This window comes from uncultured Cohaesibacter sp. (assembly GCF_963556055.3).
Lineage (GTDB): Bacteria > Pseudomonadota > Alphaproteobacteria > Rhizobiales > Cohaesibacteraceae > Cohaesibacter.
In genome coordinates this window covers 1-22,951 of the sequence record NZ_CAUVYE020000012.1, presented here as the reverse complement: position 1 = coordinate 22,951, position 22,951 = coordinate 1, and the positions used below count along the sequence as shown (strand labels likewise).

General features: G+C 52.6%; 21 protein-coding genes and 3 pseudogenes. 14 read left to right on the top strand and 10 right to left on the bottom strand.

What is annotated here, in order from left to right:
* Nucleotides 1-7 precede the first annotated feature (7 nt).
* The 3 genes and pseudogenes from ACHZB8_RS06460 to ACHZB8_RS06450 all read left to right on the top strand — a co-directional run bounded on the left by ACHZB8_RS06460 (nucleotide 8) and on the right by ACHZB8_RS06450 (nucleotide 3,335).
* Nucleotides 8-1,201, top strand: a complete 1,194-nt coding sequence (locus tag ACHZB8_RS06460; protein ID WP_316859446.1) for an amino acid ABC transporter permease — start codon at nucleotides 8-10, stop codon at nucleotides 1,199-1,201.
* Nucleotides 1,202-1,210: 9 nt separating this feature from the next.
* Complete coding sequence (locus ACHZB8_RS06455) at nucleotides 1,211-2,515, top strand: ABC transporter permease subunit (RefSeq protein ID WP_316859445.1); 1,305 nt, start codon at nucleotides 1,211-1,213, stop codon at nucleotides 2,513-2,515.
* A 69-nt stretch (nucleotides 2,516-2,584) separates the two neighbouring features.
* Nucleotides 2,585-3,335: pseudogene (locus tag ACHZB8_RS06450) on the top strand (amino acid ABC transporter ATP-binding protein).
* Between the two features lie 100 nt (nucleotides 3,336-3,435).
* On the opposite strand, the gene sseA reads toward ACHZB8_RS06450, so the two are convergent.
* From sseA to ACHZB8_RS06435, 3 genes are all read right to left on the bottom strand, one after another.
* Complete coding sequence (gene sseA / locus ACHZB8_RS06445; protein WP_316859444.1) at nucleotides 3,436-4,287, bottom strand: 3-mercaptopyruvate sulfurtransferase; 852 nt, start codon at nucleotides 4,285-4,287, stop codon at nucleotides 3,436-3,438.
* 182 nt (nucleotides 4,288-4,469) lie between these two features.
* On the bottom strand, nucleotides 4,470-4,817 hold the full coding sequence (locus ACHZB8_RS06440) for a carboxymuconolactone decarboxylase family protein (protein WP_316859443.1): 348 nt from the start codon (nucleotides 4,815-4,817) through the stop codon (nucleotides 4,470-4,472).
* 345 nt (nucleotides 4,818-5,162) lie between these two features.
* Complete coding sequence (locus ACHZB8_RS06435; RefSeq protein WP_316859844.1) at nucleotides 5,163-6,281, bottom strand: iron-containing alcohol dehydrogenase; 1,119 nt, start codon at nucleotides 6,279-6,281, stop codon at nucleotides 5,163-5,165.
* 390 nt (nucleotides 6,282-6,671) lie between these two features.
* Between ACHZB8_RS06435 and ACHZB8_RS06430 the strand changes: the two genes are divergently transcribed.
* The 3 genes from ACHZB8_RS06430 to pdxA all read left to right on the top strand — a co-directional run bounded on the left by ACHZB8_RS06430 (nucleotide 6,672) and on the right by pdxA (nucleotide 9,111).
* Nucleotides 6,672-6,884, top strand: a complete 213-nt coding sequence (locus tag ACHZB8_RS06430) for a hypothetical protein (RefSeq protein WP_316859442.1) — start codon at nucleotides 6,672-6,674, stop codon at nucleotides 6,882-6,884.
* Between the two features lie 157 nt (nucleotides 6,885-7,041).
* A complete protein-coding gene (locus tag ACHZB8_RS06425) occupies nucleotides 7,042-7,923 on the top strand; it encodes a dihydrodipicolinate synthase family protein (protein WP_316859441.1) in 882 nt (293 codons plus the stop codon).
* A gap of 198 nt (nucleotides 7,924-8,121) precedes the next feature.
* On the top strand, nucleotides 8,122-9,111 hold the full coding sequence (gene pdxA / locus ACHZB8_RS06420) for a 4-hydroxythreonine-4-phosphate dehydrogenase PdxA (RefSeq protein ID WP_316859440.1): 990 nt from the start codon (nucleotides 8,122-8,124) through the stop codon (nucleotides 9,109-9,111).
* A gap of 176 nt (nucleotides 9,112-9,287) precedes the next feature.
* Here pdxA and ACHZB8_RS06415 read toward each other — a convergent pair whose 3' ends face one another.
* Entirely contained in the window at nucleotides 9,288-10,040 is a 753-nt protein-coding gene (locus ACHZB8_RS06415) for a FadR/GntR family transcriptional regulator (RefSeq protein ID WP_316859439.1), read from the bottom strand.
* A complete protein-coding gene (locus ACHZB8_RS06410) occupies nucleotides 10,037-11,101 on the bottom strand; it encodes a four-carbon acid sugar kinase family protein (protein ID WP_316859438.1) in 1,065 nt (354 codons plus the stop codon). The genes ACHZB8_RS06415 and ACHZB8_RS06410 overlap by 4 nt, the downstream gene beginning before the upstream one ends.
* Nucleotides 11,102-11,465: 364 nt before the next feature.
* Between ACHZB8_RS06410 and ACHZB8_RS06405 the strand changes: the two genes are divergently transcribed.
* Both ACHZB8_RS06405 and ACHZB8_RS06400 read left to right on the top strand, forming a co-directional pair.
* Entirely contained in the window at nucleotides 11,466-11,717 is a 252-nt protein-coding gene (locus tag ACHZB8_RS06405) for an inositol monophosphatase family protein (RefSeq protein WP_316859437.1), read from the top strand.
* Nucleotides 11,698-12,267 (top strand): inositol monophosphatase family protein, encoded by a 570-nt coding sequence (locus ACHZB8_RS06400; RefSeq protein WP_316859436.1) that lies wholly within the window; start codon nucleotides 11,698-11,700, stop codon nucleotides 12,265-12,267. The genes ACHZB8_RS06405 and ACHZB8_RS06400 overlap by 20 nt, the downstream gene beginning before the upstream one ends.
* A 63-nt stretch (nucleotides 12,268-12,330) precedes the next feature.
* On the opposite strand, the gene ACHZB8_RS06395 is transcribed toward ACHZB8_RS06400, so the two are convergent.
* The 5 genes from ACHZB8_RS06395 to ACHZB8_RS06375 are packed head-to-tail and all read right to left on the bottom strand — an operon-like array spanning nucleotide 12,331 to nucleotide 16,994.
* Nucleotides 12,331-13,059 (bottom strand): copper homeostasis protein CutC, encoded by a 729-nt coding sequence (locus ACHZB8_RS06395; RefSeq protein WP_316859435.1) that lies wholly within the window; start codon nucleotides 13,057-13,059, stop codon nucleotides 12,331-12,333.
* 48 nt (nucleotides 13,060-13,107) lie between these two features.
* Complete coding sequence (locus ACHZB8_RS06390) at nucleotides 13,108-14,034, bottom strand: ROK family protein (RefSeq protein ID WP_316859434.1); 927 nt, start codon at nucleotides 14,032-14,034, stop codon at nucleotides 13,108-13,110.
* 11 nt (nucleotides 14,035-14,045) lie between these two features.
* Complete coding sequence (gene nagA, locus ACHZB8_RS06385; RefSeq protein ID WP_316859433.1) at nucleotides 14,046-15,209, bottom strand: N-acetylglucosamine-6-phosphate deacetylase; 1,164 nt, start codon at nucleotides 15,207-15,209, stop codon at nucleotides 14,046-14,048.
* Nucleotides 15,206-16,225: an SIS domain-containing protein gene (locus ACHZB8_RS06380; RefSeq protein ID WP_316859432.1), complete on the bottom strand. Its 1,020-nt coding sequence runs from the start codon at nucleotides 16,223-16,225 to the stop codon at nucleotides 15,206-15,208. The genes nagA and ACHZB8_RS06380 overlap by 4 nt, the downstream gene beginning before the upstream one ends.
* A 13-nt stretch (nucleotides 16,226-16,238) precedes the next feature.
* The gene (locus ACHZB8_RS06375; RefSeq protein ID WP_316859431.1) at nucleotides 16,239-16,994 is read right to left on the bottom strand and encodes a GntR family transcriptional regulator; all 756 of its coding nucleotides are present in this window, start codon (nucleotides 16,992-16,994) and stop codon (nucleotides 16,239-16,241) included.
* 269 nt (nucleotides 16,995-17,263) lie between these two features.
* Between ACHZB8_RS06375 and ACHZB8_RS06370 the strand changes: the two genes are divergently transcribed.
* The 6 genes and pseudogenes from ACHZB8_RS06370 to ACHZB8_RS06345 form a co-directional block, all read left to right on the top strand.
* Nucleotides 17,264-18,163, top strand: coding sequence for an N-acetylmuramic acid 6-phosphate etherase (locus tag ACHZB8_RS06370; RefSeq protein WP_316859430.1), 900 nt, complete (start codon nucleotides 17,264-17,266; stop codon nucleotides 18,161-18,163).
* A 59-nt stretch (nucleotides 18,164-18,222) separates the two neighbouring features.
* A complete protein-coding gene (locus ACHZB8_RS06365) occupies nucleotides 18,223-19,476 on the top strand; it encodes an ABC transporter substrate-binding protein (protein ID WP_316859429.1) in 1,254 nt (417 codons plus the stop codon).
* A gap of 205 nt (nucleotides 19,477-19,681) precedes the next feature.
* Complete coding sequence (locus ACHZB8_RS06360; protein WP_316859428.1) at nucleotides 19,682-20,596, top strand: sugar ABC transporter permease; 915 nt, start codon at nucleotides 19,682-19,684, stop codon at nucleotides 20,594-20,596.
* A 12-nt stretch (nucleotides 20,597-20,608) separates the two neighbouring features.
* Nucleotides 20,609-21,449: pseudogene (locus ACHZB8_RS06355) on the top strand (carbohydrate ABC transporter permease).
* Nucleotides 21,446-22,481 (top strand): annotated as a pseudogene (locus ACHZB8_RS06350) (Gfo/Idh/MocA family protein). Before ACHZB8_RS06355 ends, ACHZB8_RS06350 begins: the two co-directional pseudogenes overlap by 4 nt.
* Nucleotides 22,478-22,951 (top strand): ATP-binding cassette domain-containing protein (locus tag ACHZB8_RS06345; RefSeq protein ID WP_316859427.1); only part of this gene is annotated, 474 nt, incomplete at its 3' end. The pseudogene ACHZB8_RS06350 and the gene ACHZB8_RS06345, both read left to right, overlap by 4 nt.

Sequence of the window (22,951 nt, the reverse complement as noted above, 5' to 3'; positions counted from 1 at the left end):
GGATAAAATGGCTGCTAATTCACACGAGGGGTCCACGACCAGTTCCTCCAGCGGATCGATATTTAACAATCCGACGGTAAGGGGCATCATCTATCAGCTGTTGCTGGTAGGAGGACTTGTCTATCTCTTCTGGAGCATCGTTCAGAACGCTGCTCACAACCTGGAAAAGCAAAATATTGCTTCCGGTTTCGGCTTTCTTGACAATACCGCTGGTTTTCTTCCGAACCAGTCGCTGATCGACCTCAGCGCGACGTCTTCTTACGGTCAAGCCCTGCTGGCTGGACTGCTCAATACGTTACTCGTGGCCGTCATCGGTATTGTTCTTGCGACCATAGTTGGCTTCTTGATGGGCATTGCACGCCTTTCAAGCAACTGGGTCATTTCCAAAATCGCAACCCTTTATATCGAAATCGTGCGCAACATTCCCTTGTTGCTGCAATTGTTCTTTTGGTATTTTGCAGTTTTGCGTTCATTGCCTCATCCCAAGAAATCGGTTGGGATACTTGATACCTTTTTCTTCAATAACCGTGGGCTCTATATGCCACGTCCGATCTTCGAGGATGGGTCTGGCAGTATTCTGATCGCGCTCGTCATTGCCATTGTTGCAACGATCATATTGAGCATTTGGGCCAAAAAACGTCAGATAGCAACCGGCCAAAGGTTTCCGATATTTCTTGTCGGTCTCGGGTTGATCATTGTCCTGCCGCTTCTGGCCTACCTCGTTTCGGGTATGCCGATCAGTTACGATTATGCTGAACTCAAGGGCTTCAACTTCAAGGGTGGCATGAAAGTCATCCCCGAGTTTATCGGCCTTCTGCTCGCCTTGACAATCTATACCGGCGCCTTCATCGCCGAGATCGTCAGGGCAGGGATCCTGGCGGTCAACCACGGCCAGACCGAAGCATCTCACGCCCTCGGACTTCGACAAGGCCCGACCTTGCGCCTTGTGATCATCCCTCAGGCAATGCGGGTTATCATTCCACCATTGACCAGCCAATATCTCAACCTGACCAAAAACTCCTCACTTGCTGTGGCAATTGCCTATCCCGACATCGTTTCGGTTGGTGGCACAGTCTTGAACCAGACCGGTCAGGCCATCGAAGTTATTGCAGTCTGGATGATCGTCTACCTGACGATATCCCTGTTAACATCCATCCTGATGAACTGGTACAACCGGTCCATCGCACTGGTCGAAAGATAGGAGAATATCATGTCGAAATACCCACTCTCCTATGTTCGCAAAGACATGGAGCCGGAACGTCCGGCACCGATCAGCGCAAATGGTCCCTTGCACTGGATGGCAACGCACCTGTTTTCATCCGTCTCCAACACCATTCTCACAATGATCGGCATCTATATCATCTATCTGATCTTGCATGCCATTGTTCCGTTCGCTTTCCTGCATGCGGTCTGGGAAGGGCAGGACCGTGAGGCCTGTATAGTCGGCGATGGAGCCCATGGTGCCTGTTGGGCCTATGTCGGTGCCTATTTCAATCAGTTCGTCTATGGCCGTTACCCGGTCGAGGAATACTGGCGGGTCAATATTGTCTTTGCAGTTGGCGCTCTTGGCCTGATCCCAGCGTTGATCCCGGCCATTCCTTTCAAACGCGAGAATGTTCTGTTCATGCTGATCGTCTTCCCGGTTATGACATTCATTCTTCTGACTGGTGGAAACCTGTCGTTTGAGGATCACGTTCTGACCTTCGTCATCATCTTTGCGATTGTTATGGCTCTTGCCGCGCTCATCACCTATGCAACACAAGGCAAGATGAGACCGGTTTTGACGACGATCGGCGCGATTGGCGTCGCCATTGGCGTGATTTATGCAATCATGTCCATCGATTTTGGTCTGATGCCAGTTGAAACAGCAAACTGGGGCGGGTTCCTGGTGACCCTGGTCATCGCGATCACGGGTATCGTCGCATCCCTGCCGCTGGGTATCATTCTGGCTCTTGGCCGTCGTTCCAAAATGCCGGTTATCCGACTGGTCTGTATCATCTTTATTGAGTTCTGGCGTGGTGTGCCTCTGATTACGGTGCTGTTCATGTCGTCGGTTGTGCTGCCTCTTTTCCTTCCAGAGGGTGTCAACTTTGACAAGTTGCTCCGGGCTTTGATCGGTGTTGCCCTTTTCTCTGCTGCATATATGGCGGAAGTTGTCCGCGGTGGCTTGCAGGCCATTCCCAAAGGGCAGTATGAAGGTGCCGACGCTCTTGGGCTGACTTTCTGGCAGTCAACTGGACTGATCATCATGCCACAGGCATTGAAACTGGTCATTCCGGGCATCGTGAATACGTTCATCGGACTCTTCAAGGACACCACGCTGGTGTTGATTATCGGTCTGTTCGATCTGTTGGGACAGGTGCAGTCCTCCTTCACAGACCCGACCTGGTCAACTCCGGTTACCTCACACACCGGCTACCTGTTTGCAGCCATGGTCTTCTGGATCTTCTGCTTTGGTATGTCACGCTATTCAATATTCATGGAAAACCGGCTGCACACCGGTCATAAACGATAAGTCGCAAGGAGTATGACTATGATTGATAATGCAGTCGACGCGAAAGAGCTCCAAGCCGATCGGAAAAAAATGCATATTTCCGATACAGATGTCGCAATCGAAATCGAAGGCATGAACAAATGGTTTGGTGATTTCCACGTGCTACGTGATATCAACCTCAAGGTTATGCGCGGCGAACGGATCGTCATCGCCGGCCCATCCGGTTCTGGTAAATCAACCATGATCCGTTGCATCAACCGCCTTGAAGAACATCAGGAAGGCAAGATCGTTGTCGACGGGATCGAATTGACGAGCGATTTGAAAAAGATCGACGAGATTCGCCGCGAGGTCGGCATGGTGTTCCAGCATTTCAACCTGTTCCCGCACCTGACAATTCTGGAAAATCTCACACTCGCTCCGATCTGGGTTCGCAATATGCCCAAGAAGGAAGCCGAAGAGATTGCCATGCATTATCTGGAGCGCGTCAAGATCCCTGAGCAGGCATTGAAGTATCCCGGTCAGCTGTCCGGTGGCCAGCAACAGCGTGTGGCGATCGCCCGTTCGCTTTGCATGAACCCCGCGCATCATGCTGTTCGACGAACCGACATCGGCCCTCGACCCTGAAATGATCAAGGAAGTGCTCGATGTTATGGTCAACTTGGCAGAAGAAGGCATGACCATGCTCTGCGTGACCCACGAAATGGGCTTTGCCCGTCAGGTTGCCAACCGTGTGATCTTCATGGATGCGGGCCAGATTGTGGAACAGAATGAGCCCGAGGAATTCTTCACCAATCCTCAGCACGAACGCACCAAACTGTTCCTCAGCCAGATTCTTCACTAATCCCTTATCATCTCAACGAAAAGCCCGGTCATTTATTTGGCCGGGCTTTTTAGCTTCAGGCATTGGAAACGGGTATCAGAAACGAGACGTCCTTCTCTGTCTAGACGTCTTTCTCGATAATGACACCTTCTTTGGCGGCATATTCCATCCAGGCGCCATCATAAAGCGACACATCCTTGCAGCCCAAAATATCAAGGGCAAAGCTCAGCATTGCGGCAGTCCCTCCAGAGCCACAGGTCGTGATGATCGGTTTGTCGAGATCAACCCCTGCATCGATGAAACGTTGACGGATATAATCGCTGTCTTTGAAACACCCCGTTTCGTCGACGAGGTCGGCAAAGGGAACATTCCTTGAACCGGGCATCCGGCCCGAAGACAGATGAGGGCGCGGCTCAGGCGCAAGACCGCGCCATCGCTCTTCCGAGCGGGCATCAACGATCTGGATATCCTCGTCATCAATTGCCTTGAGAATGTCGTCAAAATCGCTGACCGAAGCGGATCCGTCTGTTGAGCTGAAGCTTCCTTGCGGGCGAATGGTTTTTGCGTTTGTGGTAGGGCGATTCTCTGCGACCCACTTTGGAAAGCCACCATCAAGGATAACGACATCCTTGACGCCCATCACATGTAACGTCCACCACAAGCGCGGAGCAATCATGAGACCGGCACCGTCATAGATGACGATTTTCTGGCCATCCCGAACCCCCATATCCGTCATGGCCTGATCAAGAACCACGGTTGGAGGAAGCATGTGCGGCAGATCGTGAGAAAGATCGGCGATTTTGTCGATATCAAAGAAGAGGGCACCGGGAATGTGAGCCTCGACATATTCCTTTTCAGGATCGCGATTCATATGTGCCAGATACCAGGACCCATCAAGTATGGCGATATCGGGATTGTCCAAATTTGTTTCAAGCCACTCTGTACTGACGAGCCATTTTGATCTGTCTGTCACGATTATTCTCCCAAACGGAATGATAGCCCTTTTGCCATCCTGAGCATATCCAATGCCACAATGCCCCATTCAGCAAGTCAATGCCATATGCACAGCGCTCCAAATCGACGATTCAATATATCGATGAACAAAAAAGGGCCGGCAAATTGCCGACCCGTTGAATTCATTCGCTTCAGGCTGAATCAGCCTTTTTTGGAAAGCTGATCAAATGCTTCCATTGCGTGAGCGGCATACATCAGAGCAGGGCCACCGCCCATATAGATTGCGCAGCCAAGAGTTTCTTCCAATTCCTGTTTGGAGACGCCAAGACGAACCAGAGCGGCAGTGTGGAAAGCCATGCAAGGTTCACAGCGCAGAGCAACAGCAATTGCCAAGGTGATCAGTTCTTTTGTTTTTTCATCCAACGCACCGTCTTTGGTTGCGCCACCAGCCATTGCATAAAAACCGGCGATGGTGTCAGGCTGATCTTTTTTCAGAACTGCAACCTGGGAAGAGACGTCTTTCATCATTTGTTTGTAGTCGGAAGCCATTGCGAACCTCTTTTGATAATGGGAACCATGATGGTAGACTATTGTATTACTCGCTTGTTGGATCTAGTTCAATAGTTTCAAACATTAGCAGTAACAAAAATCGACATTTGAACTGCTTGTTTTGAATCAGACCCTCATATCGGCGTTACAAACGGGTACCGTCACACCTTCATTGAACAAAACATATGCATTGTAACGCTGTTGAAGAAAAAAATCCGCCCCCAGATCCAGTTGTGAACTATCTTGGTCGCGAAAAATCGACGCAATAAAATGCCTTCCATTTTATGAGGAAATGGAAGGCAAGTAACCCATTCGCTAGGGAGGTGTGCGACAGGTGGTCGGTTTTTAGTTGGCTTTTCTATAGATTGACTCGATATCTTCAACCGTCAGATCGACAGGATTCCAGTCGAGCAGGCGGCGAATGGCATGGGCCTCTTTGGCCATTTCAGCAAAGTCTTCTTGGGGAATGCCATGGGCTTCAAGATGCATGTCCAGCCCCAGAGACTTGCAGAACTCTATGGCCCCCTCTCGCACCTGATCCACGCTTTCACCGCAAAAACCGAGAGCTGCACAGATTCGCGCCGTTTTCTCAGGAGCAGCATTTGTGTTCATCGCCAAGGTATGTGGAAAAATGAGCGCATTGGCTATGCCATGGGCCAACTTGTGACGTGTGCCAAGCGGATAGGACACCGCATGGCCAGATGTTGTATTGACCGGGCCAAGACAAACACCGCCGTAAAAAGCGGCAAGAGCCAACCCTGTGCGAGCCTCTGCATCCGAACCGTCATCAACGGCACGCTTGAGATACTTGCCGACAAGTTCAATACCCTGAATCGCATAGTTGTCGATAATCGGATGAGACCTTTTTGACGTAAAGGCCTCAACGCAATGGGCCATCGCATCAACCCCTGTAGCCGCGGTAACCATGGGGGGGACAGTCATGGTCATCACTGGGTCGATGATTGCCATATCGGCAAGCATGTGAACGCTTTCCGTCGCAACTTTGCTCAGAGTTGCAGGATCGGTTACCAGCGCCCTTGTGCCGACCTCGGAGCCTGTTCCAGCCGTTGTCGGGATCTGAACAAGCCCAACCGAACGCCGCTTGACACGGTGAGGCCCGGAAATATCCTCGAAACTGACCGGCTGCCCTGACAAGACTGAGACCAGCTTGGCAAGATCCATGGCCGATCCGCCTCCGAACCCGATGACCAGATCACAACCGTCGGACGCAGCGACCGCATTAATGAGATTGGGAATGTCCGGCTCGGGCACGACCTTGCTAAAACAGGCGACGTCACCCAGACCCAACAGATCCAGACGACTGGCATTGACGCTATCAGCCACGACAAACGGTTTCTTGAACCCCTTGTCCTTTACCCAGTCGGCCAGTTTTCCAATGGTTCCGTCACCGAAGCGCACGATGGGAGGAAACTGAATTTCAATCGGTGAGGTGAGGGATAGCATCATCTTTTCTCCCAATGGGTAACGTGGCCCTATCTGGCAAACTGAAGGCCGTTATTCTAAAACCAAGTGTGCATAAAAATACGGCCACAAAATCAAATTTGTCAATATTGTATCGACATGTAAAACATGACAATTCGCATAATGTCAAACTCACAACAAAACAGATACGACCGTTCGCCAGATAAAATAACATTGTAATTTCAGTACAATATAAGAAATTTTCAAGACGCAGAGAGCAATAGCAATGCCTTAAAGATATTCACTTCACAAATTCCAGGATGGAGAATTGATTGAAATATATTGACAAATTGCCAGATCCTGAGCATGCTTTGAACCAAGAGCTTGATCAAGCACCAGAGAAGTAGAATCGATCCCGGAGTGGAGGAAGGGATGTCGACTGTTTCATCTCTCAGCAACAACGCCTGGATTGGCAGAGACTCTTTGGTTGTCTGCAACAAGGCCGCGTGGTGCATTGTCGGCATTGTCGGTCGCCATTTGCGGTTTTTCCGCCTGTCAACCAAACAGCCCTTCATACAGCCCTTGGCTCGTGGCATTCTCTATCGCCCGAACCGCAAGATTGAAGATGCGGGAGGCCTCATGTGACGAATGATAGCCGACCGGCGATCCCATATCCTCCCCACAAACCGGAAGAACACATTCCTTTTGCCAGCCATGATGGTGATATCCTGTCGTGGCTCTTGTTACCACGGTCTTGTCGAAAGAGATGTCTTCGCAAGCCCCACCCAAATCGGAGATAATCATGACCAAAGAGGCTTATGTTGCGCTCGTCACATGTTTCAATGAAGATGAAACACTCAATTACGAAGCAACCCGCGCCCAGGTACGCCGTCAGCTAGAGGCGGGCAACAACATCCTTTGCGCCGGAACAAATGGTGATTTCTCCGCCCTGACGTTTGATGAAAAGGTGCGCTTGACGGAAGAAGTCGTTTCCGAAGTGGCCGGGCGAAGCAAGGTGATTGTCAATGCTGGCATGCCCGCAACGTTCGAAACGAAGCTGCTCGCCAAGGAATTTGACCGCATCGGGGTGGACGGCATTGCCGTTATCACGCCATTCTTCATTTCCTGTACTCAGGATGGCCTCGAACGACATTATCTCAGCGTGGCCGACAGCGTTAACACGCCGATTTATATGTATGATATTCCGGCCCGCACCCAAAATCACATCGAGCCGGAAACAGCCCGCAAATTATCCGCCCATCCAAACATTGCAGGCATCAAGGATTCCGGCGGCCAACAGGACACTCTCGAAGCCTATATGCAGATTGGCAATGAAGTGGAGGGCTTCGACGTCTATTCCGGACCAGATCATCTGGTTCATTGGGCCTTTAAAAATGGCGCAGCAGGCTGCATTTCCGGCCTTGGCAACGTCATGCCGAATGTCCTGGCCACCATTGTGAACTGCTTCAATAATGGCGACGAAGACGGGGCGGCAGCAGCGCAGGAAATCTATGGCAATTTCCGCAAGGATCTGTATGGCCTTGGCTTCGCTCCCGCCATGGTGAAACGGGCATTGTGGGTGATGGATCATTCAGTCGGAGCCTCTCGGCAGCCAGCATTGCTGCCCGATCCGAAACAGGACAAACAGGTTGAGGCTCTTCTTAAAAAATACGACCTGATTTGACGGTCAAAGTAAACACACGATAGATCCGCCTTCATGACGCCGACCGCGCGCCATGATGGCCTGACAAATGGTGGCAAATTGCTGATATCCAGCGCGTTGCCGCATGAACAACCTGGGGCGCATCGCTGCGCCCACCATGCGCCAGAAACACGTTAATCGGGAGCAAGCATTGGCTCTCCCTTCACTTAGGAGACTGAAATGTCGAACAATCCCGTAGTCATTACGATGGGCGATCCATCTGGCGTTGGTGCCGAAGTGACCATCAAAGCCATGGCGGCATTGTCTGCCAGCGAGAGGTCTCGTTATGCCGTCATCGGAAACATGAAGACACTGGAGCGAGCAAAGGCAGTCTGCAATCTTGACCTTCCGCTGCATGAGCATGGCACTGAAGGGCCGTCAGGATCGCTGGCTGTGGTCAATATCGACGTGGACGGATTGCCTGAAGAGTTTGGCATTCTGTCTCCGGCTTGCGGTGAAGCCTCTTTCCAGTTCATCAAACGGGCCGTCGAAATGGTAGAATCTGGCAACGCTGTGGGCATCGTAACAGCGCCGATCAACAAGGCTGCTCTTAATGCGGCAGGTCATCATTATGACGGTCATACCGGAATGCTGGCGCATTTGACCGGTTCCCGCAGCTCATGGATGCTGCTCGCCTCGGAGACGCTCAACGTATTGCATATTTCAACGCACGTATCTCTGAAAGACGCCATCGAAAGGGCAACCCCGCAGCGCATTTACGAAACCATCAAGATGGGGCACACCCATTTCAAACGGATGGGGTATGACAATCCTCGTATCGCCGTTGCCGGCATCAACCCGCATTGCGGGGAAGGGGGATTGTTTGGCAATGAGGATGATGTCCAGACGCTGCCGGGCGTTGAAATGGCGCAAAAAGAAGGCATCAATGTCGTTGGACCGATCCCGGCAGATACAGTATATCACCGCGCCAACACGGGGGCCTTTGATCTGGTGATCGCACAATATCACGATCAAGGCCACATCCCGATCAAGCTGATTGCGTTTGACACGGCAGTGAATGTTTCTCTCGGACTGCCGATTGACCGTTGCTCTGTCGATCACGGCACCGCCTTCGATATTGCCGGGACAGGCAAGGCCAATCATGAAAACATGCTCTGCGCGCTGACTTATGCCGGCAAGCTGGCAAACTCCAAAACACGCCAAGAATGACAACCAGGTGTCGGCTTCACCTGTAGAACAGGGAAGGGGAGCAATAATGCTCCCCTTTTTGTATTCCTGCGAAGGCCTGATCGCCCTTCGGGCCAATAGGCTTAAGGTCCTGCGGTCTTTGCCAAAATCACAAAATGAGCAGGCCGAAACAATCTGCCTTCCTAACGAACCACTCCTCAGGACGCGGTGTCGTCGAGCATTCTCAAATCAATCAGCCCACCGCCAAACAGGCGATCGCGTGAATGTTCCAGATGCGACCGCATCAGGGAAGACGCCAACGCACCATCGTGATTTCGAATGGCTTCAAAAATACGATCATGTTCCTCGAAAACATGGGTAAGCGCGGCCCCTCCTTCATTGAGCAATGATTGGCCGTGCATCTGCATGCCGACATAAATATGTTCGCGCAGAGCACGCATCGCCGTTTCAAAATAGTGATTGTTGCTGGCTTTGGCGATTGCGATGTGAAATGAGAAATCGGCGTCTTCGCGGTGCACCTGGCTTCCCGTCGCCGTGCGCATCAGATCGAGGGCATCTTCCATTTCCTTCAGCATCGCGTGATTGTGCCGTTCAGCCGCAAGAACTGCGGCTGTGGTTTCAAGGTTAAGTCGGAACTCATAGCAACGCTGGATGTCAGAAAGTGTCTCGACACGAGCAAATCCGACAGGAGAAACCAACGGCGCCCGCACGAAATTACCAGCCCCTTGACGTGCATAAATAAGGCCTTCCTTGCGGAGCTTTTCCAATGCGTTGCGCAAGACAGGACGAGATACGCCAAGATCCTCGGCCAACTGGTTTTCGGAAGGCATGCGCTGATTGACCGGATAGTCACCATTCGTGATTCTGCTAAAGAGAGTGTGATAAACCTTGTCGGCCAAAAGGCGCCGTGGTCGACTTCGCGTCTCACTGGCTTCATCATTCTGCGTCACTTGCTTGGGTCCCGTCTGTTCGCGTTGTCACATTCTATTACAAGGTTTTGAGCAAGATATTCAAGCGTGTCCGGATTGCCAAACCCGCCGGACTTCGTCGCAATCAGCAAATCGCGCCCCCCCGTAGTGGCTCTCGAAAGGGGCAACCCGGGCATGATCTCTCCCAATATCTGCAAAAGATCGATGTCGAGATTGGCACAAATTTCCGCTGCGCTTTCGCCGCCGCAGGCAAGAAAACTTGGCAACTCTAGCTCCTTGATCCATCGCGCGACTCCGCATGAAAAAGCGCTACCTGCAACCTTCCCCGAGACCACCTCTGAGCCTTGAGTCATTTGAATGACCTTCACCTTCTCCGGGAATGGAAATGGATCAGGAACATCACCATTCGGAGCCTTGATCGGGTAAAATGCCTCCAGCTGAGCCAGGGTTACCGGGTCTCGGGATCCAATGGCAAAGAGACAAGGCGCCGGCATTGTGAGCCCGGGTCTTTTGACTTGAGTGGGAACCATCTTTTTCGCCATGCCCTCGGCCAAACCCGCAGCACCGACAAGAAGCCCATTATTTGGGAAATGTTTCAAAGCGGCATCGATGTCCGCCTGACTGCTGGCATCAAAACAACAGCCTCTGGAAACCGGGATTGTCGCAGCAACATCGATGGGGTCTTCGACACCTACACCTTGAAGAAATCCGTCCCTTACGAAACGCCCGAGTTTCGGAATGGCAGGGCAAACCAGAATCTGATCATCCTCATATCCCATCACTTCGATTTCTCTGGCGATATGACCTTTCAGTCGGCTATCGACCTTCTTGAAAATGAGGCATTGCGTTTCGTGGGAGTGTTTTCTGATCTCATCGAGCACGTCCCTTACGCGTTTGGCCGCTTCATCTTCATGAAGCTCCCGCGATCCGGTAGAGACAGCCAGGACATCAGCATCACTCGCAACAGCCTTTGACACCATTCCCGCATCAAATATGCGTAAAACTTTGAGCCCGCGCTCCGCGAAATGGACAGCACTATCAAGCGCTCCGGTCAGGTCATCCGCAATTATGGCCAACTTCATGTATGATTCCAATATTTGTCAATTACCATTCAAGATGTTTCAAGCGAGCCAACTTTCGCTATCTTATCGTAATTATGAGCAATTTGGAACCTCAGATGGAAACGCAAGTGAAGAATTGCGGCAATAGTGTTTTACAAATTTACGATTTGGCAAAACCACCCCTTTTGATCTGAGTTTTGGATTGGCAAGAAAATCCGAAGGCCCACATCCGGCACCTGCAATTTGCGGCTGACATAATCGGTTACACTTGAATGCTTGAAAAGGGCCACAAACAAAAAACATAATCATCATAGATCGGCCGCGGATTCGAAAGAGACCGGCCGAGAGTGGAATGATCAAACAGAATAAATGAAGGCCAAAATTCGTGACAGACCTCCTTGATGGCATCGTTGAAGCAGCACTATGCGCTTCCGAGATTATTCTCGACATCTATGAAACCGAGTTCGATGTCGAGATGAAAACCGACAATTCTCCGGTTACACTCGCAGATCAGAAGGCAGAAGAAATCATACTTGCGCATCTGTCGCAGCTGGCACCGGACATTCCTGTCGTTGCGGAAGAATCAACTGCGGCCGGAGATCTGCCACAGGTCGGGGATGACTTTTTTTTTGGTTGATCCGCTCGATGGCACCAAGGAATTTGTTGGCCGCAACGGCGAATTCACAGTCAATATCGCGCTTATGAGAAATAGAATTCCGACACTCGGGGTCATCGTTGCTCCGGTCATGGGGTGGGTCTTTGCAGGAGAGCTTGCAATGGGCGCATGGCGCGCGGAGATAGGCGACCCTCGCGTTTCTCATCAAATGACAAATAAAAGAAGAATATCGACGCGTCCGGCTCCTGAAACTATCGATGTCTGCACATCTCGCTCCCATTACACCGTAGAAGCCGAGAATTTCTTGAACCGTTTTGAAATCGGAGAAAAAAAGCCCATCGGATCGTCGCTCAAATTCTGCCTTCTGGCGGCAGGGGAAGCGGATCTCTATCCACGCTTTAGCCCGACAATGGAATGGGACACAGCCGCAGGCAATGCCATTCTGTCAGCCGCCGGTGGAATTGTTGTTTCTCAAGATGGGAACCCGTTGCAATATGGAAAGCAACATCATTCTGACAAGCCATTCAAAAATCCCGGCTTCATCGCCATGGGTGACAAAAATCTGAAATAGGCCTGTCTGTCGGGCGTGAAATCTTCAAATGACCATCAACGTCCGCCCGATGGTCATTTTGCATCAACGTGGCTCATCCCCATAGGAAACCATGGTCGCCTTGAGGTCTTTAACCAGCTCGGCGCTTGTTTCTCCTCTGCCTTTCAGATCGAACCCATAGCGAAGCAGGTCGGGATTCGAATCCCCCGAAATTGCAGAGCAGGAGGCGTGTAATTCCCTCGCGCCGATTGCCAGGAATCTTGTCGCATTGGTCGCATTTACGCCGCTTCCCGGCATGATGGATATCCTGCCTCTCGAGATCTCGATCAGGGCACGCAATCGCTCTATGCCATCAAGCGCGGTCAATGCACCACCAGAAGTCAAAACCCGCTTGATGCCAAATGCGACAAGCTGCTCCAAAGTCCGAAACGGATCGGCAGACATGTCGAACGCCCGATGGAAAGTAACGTCCAGACCGCCCGCACAATCCAGCAGGGACAGAAGAACGCTCTCATTCAGTCGGGCTTCCTCATTGAGTGCGCCAATCACCACGCCCGCCAGTCCGCTTGCTTTGGCAGCAAGGATATCCTCGCGCATGATCTCGACGTCCCGATGGCTGAAAACAAAGCCCCCGACCCGAGGCCGGATGAGCGCATGAACGGGAAGGGCACAGGTTTGGACAGCGTCTTTCATGAAGCCGACTGAAGGCGTCAACCCTCCGATGGCCAAACAGGAGCAAAGCTCTATTCGGTCAGCACCTCCACGAACCGCCGCATCAAGCCCTTCATGACTGTCTACACAAACTTCGAGCATTGGCCGTCTTTGACTTTGAAACTGTCCTTGCACCGATGAAATATCCGATCAAACATTGATTCGCTGAGCGCGCAACACGCTGTGACCATGAACAGCGGCCCCAATAATGCCCGGCTCGATTTTGTTTACTGCCGGAATGACAAGCTTCTCGGTCGGTCGTAGCAGGGTTTTGCTCCTTGTTGCCTTGTCAATCGCCTCGATAAGAGCCGGAACATTGGACAACCCGCCACCAACCGGAATGACAGAAGTACCCGTCATGTTGACGATCATTGCCAAGGGCCCGGTCAGCAATTCAATATAGATTTCGAGCGTTCGCTGAGCCTTGGCGTCATCCGCTTGCCAAAAGGCCAGAATGTCTTCTGCACTTTCGTCGTCGCCATGAATATGCTTGTGCAATTTCTCAAGGCCGCGTGCGCTACAGGTTGCATCCAGGCAGCCGTCGACCCCGCAACCACAATGAAAGCGCGGAATTTGCATAGGAGGATTACCGGCGGACGTACACGCAACTGGGCCATGCCCCCATTCTCCGGCAGGACCGCCATTCTCGTTGATCAGCCTGCCATCGATAACAAGCCCACCACCAACACCCGTGCCAAGAATGACGCCAAAAACAATCCGATGACCGCGCCCGGCTCCAAGCTCTGCCTCCGCCAATGCAAAACAATCTGCATCATTGGCAACAATTACCTGTAACCCGAGATCATCGGTAAGGCGCTCCCGCATCGGCGTGCCATGAAGACACGGAATATTGGCGACAATGGCTTTGCCATCGGCAGGATGAAGGATTCCGGCAATCGAAATAGAGACACAGTCAGGCTTCTGCGGAGCATCATCAATGACACGCTTCAGGGCAGCAACAAATGCATCATAATCCTGTGCCGGAGTTGGAATGCGCGGCACGAGTGAAAGAGTCTTGGGATCTTGTGCATAAGCACCTTTGATAGAAGTCCCGCCGATATCGAAACAGACGATCATGAAACAGACCCTTACATACCGGTTTCAAACGCGCAGGAGCCAGCAATCCAGGTCGAACCAAGTGTCAGATCTTGATCGAGAAACAGGAAATCGGCATCCGCACCGGCTTTCAAATGTCCTTTACCAGTCGCCCCGATGGCCTGCGCAGGATAGAGGGAAGCCATTCTCAAAGCCTCTTCAAGCGACAGTGACAACGCCTGACAAGCACGTTTCACCATGGTGTTCATGTCGATATCTGCCCCCGCAAGCGTCCCGTCTTCTAGCGTCAGACGCCCGTCTCGTCGATAAATCGTGCGACCAAACAGCTCGAACTGTGTTGCATCAGTCCCTGTTGGAGACATCGCGTCAGTGACGAAGAATATCTTTCCCGGACCCTTTTTGGCACTGAGAGCCACCTTCATGGTCGTGACATCGACATGAAATCCGTCAACAATCATGCCACAATGGATCGGGTCGGAAGCCAGGGCCGCACCAACCAAACCCGGCTCCCGATTGGCGAGCTGGCTCATCGCATTGAACAGGTGTGTGACCAAACTGGCTCCGGCTTCGAAATAGTCGAGCGCTGTCGCGCCCTTGCAATCGGTATGGCCAAGGCTCACTTTCCAACCGCCGTCAGCAAGGCTGGCGATCTGCTCAGGCAGGACGTTCTCCGGCGCCAAGGTGATCATTGGTATGCCGAAAGACCCGACCGCAGCTTGAAGGGCTGCGACATCGTCTTGGTCCAGAGGGCGAATCAGATCACCCAGATGACAGCCTTTGCGCGCAATGGAAAGGTGAGGACCTTCCAAATGGAGCCCAAGATATCCGGGAACCCTTTGCTCAAACGCCGCCTTGCCCGCGGCCAAAGCCCTGTCCCTCGTTTCTGCGGTGTCCGTGATGAGAGTGGGCAAAAGAGCCGTAGTTCCGAATCGGGCATGAGCGGAACAGATGATTCGGATTCCCTCAATCGTCGGATTGTCATTGAACAGAGCACCGCCTCCGCCATTGACTTGCAAGTCGACAAATCCCGGCACAATGTAATGCGACGTCTGATCGGCAATAACAAACCGGGAAGGGACGTCATTTCTGGAGGCAATGCTGACGATTTTCCCGCCTTCGACCAGCAATGCCGACTGTTGATGGAACACGGTCCCGTCAAAAATCAGATCGGCAATATAGGCTGTAGGCTTGCTCATTTCGTCACCGTCACCTTGTTGAGGGCTACAGGATTGTCCGGATCAAAGCCGCGACGTCTGGAGAGCGATTCGACAAAATTGTAGAAGGGCACGATGAGCGCAAGCGCATCTGTCAGCGGATGCCCTGTAGCGACGAAGGGTAGGGGATTGGCATCACCCGCATGCTTTGATGAAATGAAGCAGCGTGGATCCTTGGCAACCAGTTTACCAACGGTTTCAACGATTGATGGCTCTGCTGCATCGCGCGCAGCAAAGGCAATCACGGGGAAATCGCGATCAACGAGCGAAACCGGCCCGTGCATCATCTCTGCCGACGAATAGGCCTCGGCATGCAACTCACTGGTTTCCTTGCATTTTAGCGCAGCTTCCGAAGCGATCGCCATCGAAGGGCCGCGACCGATCATATAGAGAGACGAGGTTTCTGCCAGCGGTTCCATCAAACTGGACCAATCAAGGTCAAGAGCTTCATTGAGATGCTCTGGCAACCGGTCCAGCGCTCCCAAGAGCGCCTTGTCTTCTCCCCAGCGAGCAATGATCGCGAGCCCGGCAACGATGGAACTGACAAAGGATTTGGTCGCAGCCACCGCCACTTCTTCCCCGGCCTGGATGTCGACAACCATCTCGCACGCATCTGCGAGCGCACAAGGATTGGTATTGACCAGCGCCGTTGTCAACGCGCCACCCCTGCGAACGGTTTCAGCCAGAGCCACGATGTCTGAACTTGCCCCAGATTGAGAAATGGCAAAGGACACCGCCTTGTCCAGCTTCATGGGTGCCCCGTAAATCGAAGCGATAGAAGGCCCAAGCGAGGCAACCGGAAGCCCCAAAGTGAGTTCAATGGCATATTTCAGAAAATGCGCAGCGTGGTCGGATGTGCCGCGAGCAACCGTAACGACAAGTGCAGGATCGGCCTGTTTCAGCCGCGATGCAACGGGATCAATCACCTCCGGAGCAGACTTGAGAAGCCGCTCTACGGCTGCGGGGATTTCCCGGGTTTCTTGTAGCATATGTGTCATAGGCGTAACCCTGTTAGTTGGAGAAACTCATTTCAGCGATGAAATCATAGGCATCGCCGCGATAAACGGACTTGGTAAGCTCAATGGCCCGGCCGCTTTGCAAATAGGAAATGCGGCGAATGCTGAGGCCAGCCATTCCGGTTGGAACGCAAAGCAGGCTGGCTTCCTTTTCGGCAAGATTGACCGCCGATATCTTTTGCACCGCCCTGACCGGGCGATTGCCATCCTTTTCAAGGATCTCATAAAGAGACGACGTCACGATGTCCGGGCTTGGCAGGATATCAAGGGGCAGCATCGCACGTTCAAGCGCCATTGGTTGGCCGTTGGCCTGACGCAGGCGCATGAGGCAAGAAATCATCGCACCGGAGGACAACCCAAGTGTGAGGACTTCATCGGGCGAGGGGCGGCGGATCTCTCTTTCAAGCCAGATCGAGGAGGTCTCGTAACCTCGTGCGATCATATCCTCGGTAAAACTCGTCAGATGAGACAGGGACTGCTCGACCTTGTTCGGCAGCGCCCGCACGAACGACCCGGATCCGTGCCGTTGTTCCACCACACTCTTTTTAACAAGTTCCTGAATGGCCTTGCGGACGGTCACACGAGACATGCCCGTAATGTCGGCGATGTCGCGTTCTGCGGGAAGAGAGTCCTCCGGCATCAAAACACCACTCGCGATTCCCATTTCGATGCGTCGACTGAGCAAGATATACAAAGGGCCGAATTTCTTGTTCAACCATTCACCGGGGCTAAGAAATTCTTCCACATTCATCTGGCGATCCCGTCTAATTGCCTTTGTCTTTCACGCCATTGCATGTCAGATTCATGACAGGCACTGACATATGGCAACAAAGGCCCTTTCGAAACTGTTCCATTCCCGCAACTATCTTGTTTACAATATGCCACAAAAAGAGACCAAAACAATACCAAAAATTTTTGTCGCCTAAATTTCTTTGCTAGTAACCCAAGATGATGAGTTTTTTTGGTCTGGACAGATGGTATTTAAAAGGTATTATATTGAGTGTTTAGAGGGAGACTGACGTGAGCAATGTAACGGAAAAATTGCACAGCAAGGCGAAGGAACTGGACACCCGGTCGCCCTGTGACATTGCCTCTCTCATCGCCCAAAACCAGATCGCCGCGGCACAGGTGACCGCAGGAGCGGTGTCGCAGATTTGCACAGGCTCTGAATTGATGGCCAACAGCATCGAACAAGGCGGATCCCTGATCTATGCAGCCGCGGGCTCTTCCGCCTTGATGGCCCTGGCCGATGCGATGGAACTGGGCGGCTCATTCGGGATCGGATCGGAGCAGATCCAGCTTTTGATGGCAGGAGGCATCCCGCGCAAGGCAGAAATGCCCGGCGATACCGAAGATGAAACCGGCACTCTCTCAGCAGACCTTGCCGCCATTGGCGCAAAGGATACCCTGATTGCCATTTCTGCCAGCGGACGCACACCCTATACGCTTGAAGCCGCCAATATTGCCCGGCGGGCAGGTGCCAAAGTCATCGCCATCGCCAATAACGACAAGACACCCTTGCTCGAGATTGCCGATGTGGCCATTCATCTGCCCACAGAAGCCGAAGTCATCGCAGGATCTACCCGCATGGGAGCGGCCACGGCGCAAAAAATCGCGCTCAACATGCTCTCCACCGTGATGGCCGTGCATTTGGGACATGTCTATGATGGCATGATGGTCAATCTCAAGGCCGACAATGCAAAGCTGCGTCATCGCGCGCGCATGATGGTCCGCTCGATCACCTCCGTTTCAGAGGAGGCCGCCGAAGAGGCGCTTGTCCTGGCAGAGGGCAATGTCAAGGTCGCCAGCCTCATTGCTGCCGGAACTCTGAGCAAAGATCTCGCGCACGAACTGATCCTGGAGGAAAAGGGGCTTTTGCGAAACGCGCTCGGGCGCGTAAAATCCAGTTTAAACACATAATAAAAAAAAGAAAATCATCGAGAACCTGAAGTCAAGCAACCCAATACAGAGAGGTTAATATGAAAAGAACACTTACTTCGATTTCTATCCTCGCAGCGACCCTGCTGAGCAGTGCTGCCTATGCAGCCGATGTCACATTGACCATCGAAAGCTGGCGGAATGACGACCTGAAATTGTGGCAGGAAAAAATCATCCCCGCTTTTGAAAAAGACCATCCGGGCATCAAGCTGAAATTCTCCCCGATGGCCCCAACCGAATATAACTCTGCCATCAACTCCAAACTCGAAGCGGGCTCCGCCGGTGATATCATCACTTGTCGTCCGTTCGATGCTTCCCTTGCACTTTATCAGGCAGGTCTCCTGACCGACCTCAGCGACATGGAAGCCATGGACAACTTCTCTGACGTTGCAAAGGCTGCATGGCAGACCGATGATGGCGCAGCAACCTTCTGTGTGCCAATGGCGTCCGTGATCCACGGCTTCATCTACAACAAAGACGCCTTCGATGAAGTCGGCGTAGAGGTTCCGACCACTGTTGACGAATTCTTCGCAGCGCTCGAAAAATTCAAGGAAGATGGCACCTATATCCCAATGGCAATGGGCACCAACGATCAGTGGGAAGCTGCCACCATGGGCTATCAGAATATCGGCCCAACCTACTGGAAAGGCGAAGAAGGCCGTCTGGCTCTGATCAAGGGTGAGCAGAAACTGACCGATCCTCAGTGGGTAGAACCATATGCCGTATTGGCAAAATGGGCTCCTTATCTTGGCGACGGCTATGAAGCACAGACCTATCCTGACAGCCAGAACCTCTTTACCCTTGGTCGCGCTGCGATTTATCCTGCCGGCTCTTGGGAAATCTCCGGCTTCAATGCTCAGGCTGACTTCGAAATGGGTGCATTCAAACCACCCGTACAGAAAGCCGGCGATACCTGCTACATTTCCGACCACACCGATATCGGTATCGGCATGAATGCGAAAACCCCAAATGCGGAAGCTGCAAAAACCTTCCTCAGCTGGGTGGCTTCTCCGGAATTCGCATCGATCTTCGGCAACGCTTTGCCTGGCTTCTTCCCGCTTTCCAAGACGCCAGTTGAAATGTCCGATCCGCTGGCTCAGGAATTCGTCAGCTGGCGTGGCGAGTGTGAAACCACCATCCGGTCAACCTATCAGATCCTGTCTCGCGGCACGCCAAACCTCGAAAACGAAACCTGGGGCGCTTCGGTTGCTGCGATCAAGGGCACGTCAACTCCGGAAGAGCTTGGCAAAAAACTTCAGGACGGTCTTGCCAGCTGGTACGATCCTCAGAAATAGACCTGGTGTTTGAAGCCTAACCCATGTCTCTTGGCCGGGCAGTCTCTGCCCGGCCGATGCTGGAGCCCATCCTGTAAGGAATTGCCTTTTGGGCTTTGATGTTCGGCCAATCGTTCCGTTTTTTTATGATTGGTCTTGAACCAAAGCATGGAACATGTCCGCCCCACATGGTGAGGCGTGAAATGCTCTCTATCTGGAGATCCTGATGCAAGCCCCTCGTTTTCGTTGGCATATCGTCGTTTTTCTTGCACCAGCCGTGCTGGTCTATACGGCGGTCATGATTTTCCCCCTCTTCAATACGCTGCGCCTCGCTCTTTACAGCGAAATCGAGAATGTGCGTGTCTTTGTGGGGCTCGATAATTTCAAATCCCTGTTTGGCGATCCGCTCTGGTCAAAACAGTTCTGGAATGCCCTTGGTAACAACTTCTGGTTTTTCTGCATTCACATGCTGGTGCAAAATCCCATTGGTATCGCGCTTGCGGCCATGTTGAGCCATCCCCGGCTTCGCTTTGCCGCCCTATACCGCTCAGCCATTTTCATCCCGACCATCCTGTCCTTTGTGATTGTCGGTTTTGCCTGGAAGCTGATCCTTTCTCCGATCTGGGGTATCGCACCATCCATGCTAAAGGCCGTCGGTCTCAGGTCCCTGTTCGCTCCGTGGCTTGGCAAGGAAGACTATGCACTGACGGCCCTGTCGTTGGTCTCGGTCTGGCAGTTTGTCGGCATTCCCATGATGCTGATCTACGCGGCGCTGTTATCCATTCCTGATGAAATTCTTGAAGCCGGTGAGATAGACGGCATTACCGGCATGTCCTCTTTCTGGAAAATCAAACTGCCGCTGATCCTGCCCTCCATCGGTATCATTTCGATCCTGACCTTCGTCGGCAACTTCAACGCGTTTGACCTGATCTATACTGCACAAGGGGCCTTGGCCGGACCGGATTTCTCGACCGACATTCTGGGCACCTTCATGTATCGCACCTTCTTTGGCTTCCAGCTTCAGCTCGGAGATCCCAATATGGGTTCAGCCATTGCGAGCGCCATGTTCGCGATCATCCTGATCGGGGTCTGTTTTTACCTGTTTGCCATCCAGACGCGCATGCGCCGCTACCAGCTATAGGAGAGCCAGACGATGAACAAGGCACGCTCCAATCCTGTCAGCGCCCTCGCCATGCATGGTGCGCTGATCATATACACCCTGATCGCGATGTTTCCGGTCTTTGTCATCCTGATCAACAGTTTCAAAAGCCGCAAGGCCATCTTCCGCGAACCGCTGTCGCTTCCAAACAGCGACAGCTTTTCCATGATCGGCTATGAAACGGTGATGCAGCAGGGGGACTTCTTCCTCTATTTCCAGAACTCGATGATTGTTACAGTGGCTTCTCTGTTTTTCATCTTGCTGTTCGGTGCCATGGCCGCCTTTGCCTTGAGCGAATACCGTTTCAAGGGCAACACGATCATGGGGCTCTATCTCGCACTCGGCATCATGATCCCGATCCGCATCGGCACCGTTGCCATCCTTGAAATGATGGTCGCGACCGGGCTGGTCAACAGCCTCTGGGCCCTGATCCTTGTCTACACGGCGCAAGGTCTGCCGCTGGCGATCTTCATTCTCAGCGAGTTCATGCGACAGGTCTCCGACGACCTCAAGAATGCCGGTCGAGTGGATGGCCTTAGTGAATACACCATTTTCGCCCGCATTGTCGTGCCGCTGGTCCGGCCAGCCATGGCAACGGTCGCGGTCTTCAACATGATCCCGATTTGGAATGACCTCTGGTTTCCGCTCATTCTGGCTCCAGCCGAAGAGACCAAAACCCTGACCCTGGGCAGCCAGGTCTTTATCGGGCAGTTTGTCACCGACTGGAAACGCAGTGCTTTCGGCGCTTTCCATGGCCATCCTGCCGGTGCTCATTCTCTATATCATTTTCTCACGCCAACTCATTCGAGGCATTACGTCAGGAGCCGTGAAATGATCAAGGTTCTTATCGCCGGTCTCGGCAATATGGGCTTCAGCCACGCGATGGCCCATCACAATCATCCCGACAGTCAGATTGTTGCGCTCGTCAATCGCTCCAAATCTTTCCCACAGTCGGAACTGGATCAATATCCGCTCTACACCGATTTTCATGAAGCCCTCGGAAAGGTCAAACCGGATCTCGTTGTGATCGCAACCTACTCCGACAGTCACACCGACTTTGCTATCGCGGCCATGAAGGCCGGCTGCCATGTCTTCGTCGAAAAGCCGCTTTCCACCACAGTAGCAGATGCAAAGAGGGTGGTTCAGACCGCAATCGAGACGGGACGCAAGCTGGTTATTGGCTATATTCTGCGCCACCATCCATCCTGGATGCGGTTTGTAGACGAAGCCCGTAATCTGGGCGGTCCCTATGTTTTCCGTCTCAATCTCAACCAGCAGTCAACCGGTTCCGAGTGGGAGACCCATAAGAACCTGATGCAGACCACGAGCCCAATTGTTGATTGCGGTGTTCATTATGTTGATGTGATGTGCCAGATCACCGACGCCAAACCCGTCATGGTCAATGGCATCGGGCTGAGACTTTCCGATGAAATCGCCCCGGACATGTATAACTATGGACAATTGCAGGTCACCTTTTCGGACGGTTCTGTCGGATGGTACGAAGCAGGGTGGGGGCCGATGATGTCCGAGACAGCCTTCTTCGTCAAAGACATCGTGTCGCCAAACGGGTCCCGTTTCCATCGTCGATGGCAACAAGGGGGCCTCGGCAGATGTCGGAGGCCACACTAAGGTGGGCGGCATTCTGGTCCACAGGTCCGGGGGAGATGAATATATCAACCTCGCAGGCGAGCCTGGCCATCAGGAACTTTGCGATGCCGAACAAGCCTATATGCTCAAGGCGATCGCCGAAGACATCGATCTTTCACGTCACATGCAGGATGCGGTTCTCTCTCTTTCAATTTGCCTTGCGGCAGACGAAAGCATCCGTAATGGTAAAACAGTCTATTTAGAGGAGCCAACGCAATGACGGCGCTGACCCTGACCAATATTTGCAAGTCTTTTGACAAGACCGAAGTGCTCAAAGACATCAATATCGAAGTGCAAGAAGGCGAGTTCGTCGTGTTCGTCGGCCCCTCGGGCTGCGGCAAGTCAACGCTTCTGCGTGTGGTGGCCGGGCTTGAGGATGCAACGGCCGGTGAAGTAAAAATCGGCGAGCAGACCGTCAACAACATTCCGCCATCCAAACGCGGCATTGCGATGGTCTTTCAGAGTTACGCGCTTTATCCGCATCTCAATGTGTCCAACAACATGTCTCTTGCCTTGAAGCAGGAGGGTGTCCCGAAAGCGGAGATCGAGGCCCGCGTCGCTGAAGCCAGCCGCATGTTGCAGCTCGACGACTATCTCAAGCGCTTCCCGTCCGAGTTGTCAGGCGGACAGCGCCAGCGCGTTGCCATTGGCCGAGCCGTAGTGCGTCAACCCAAACTGTTCCTGCTGGAT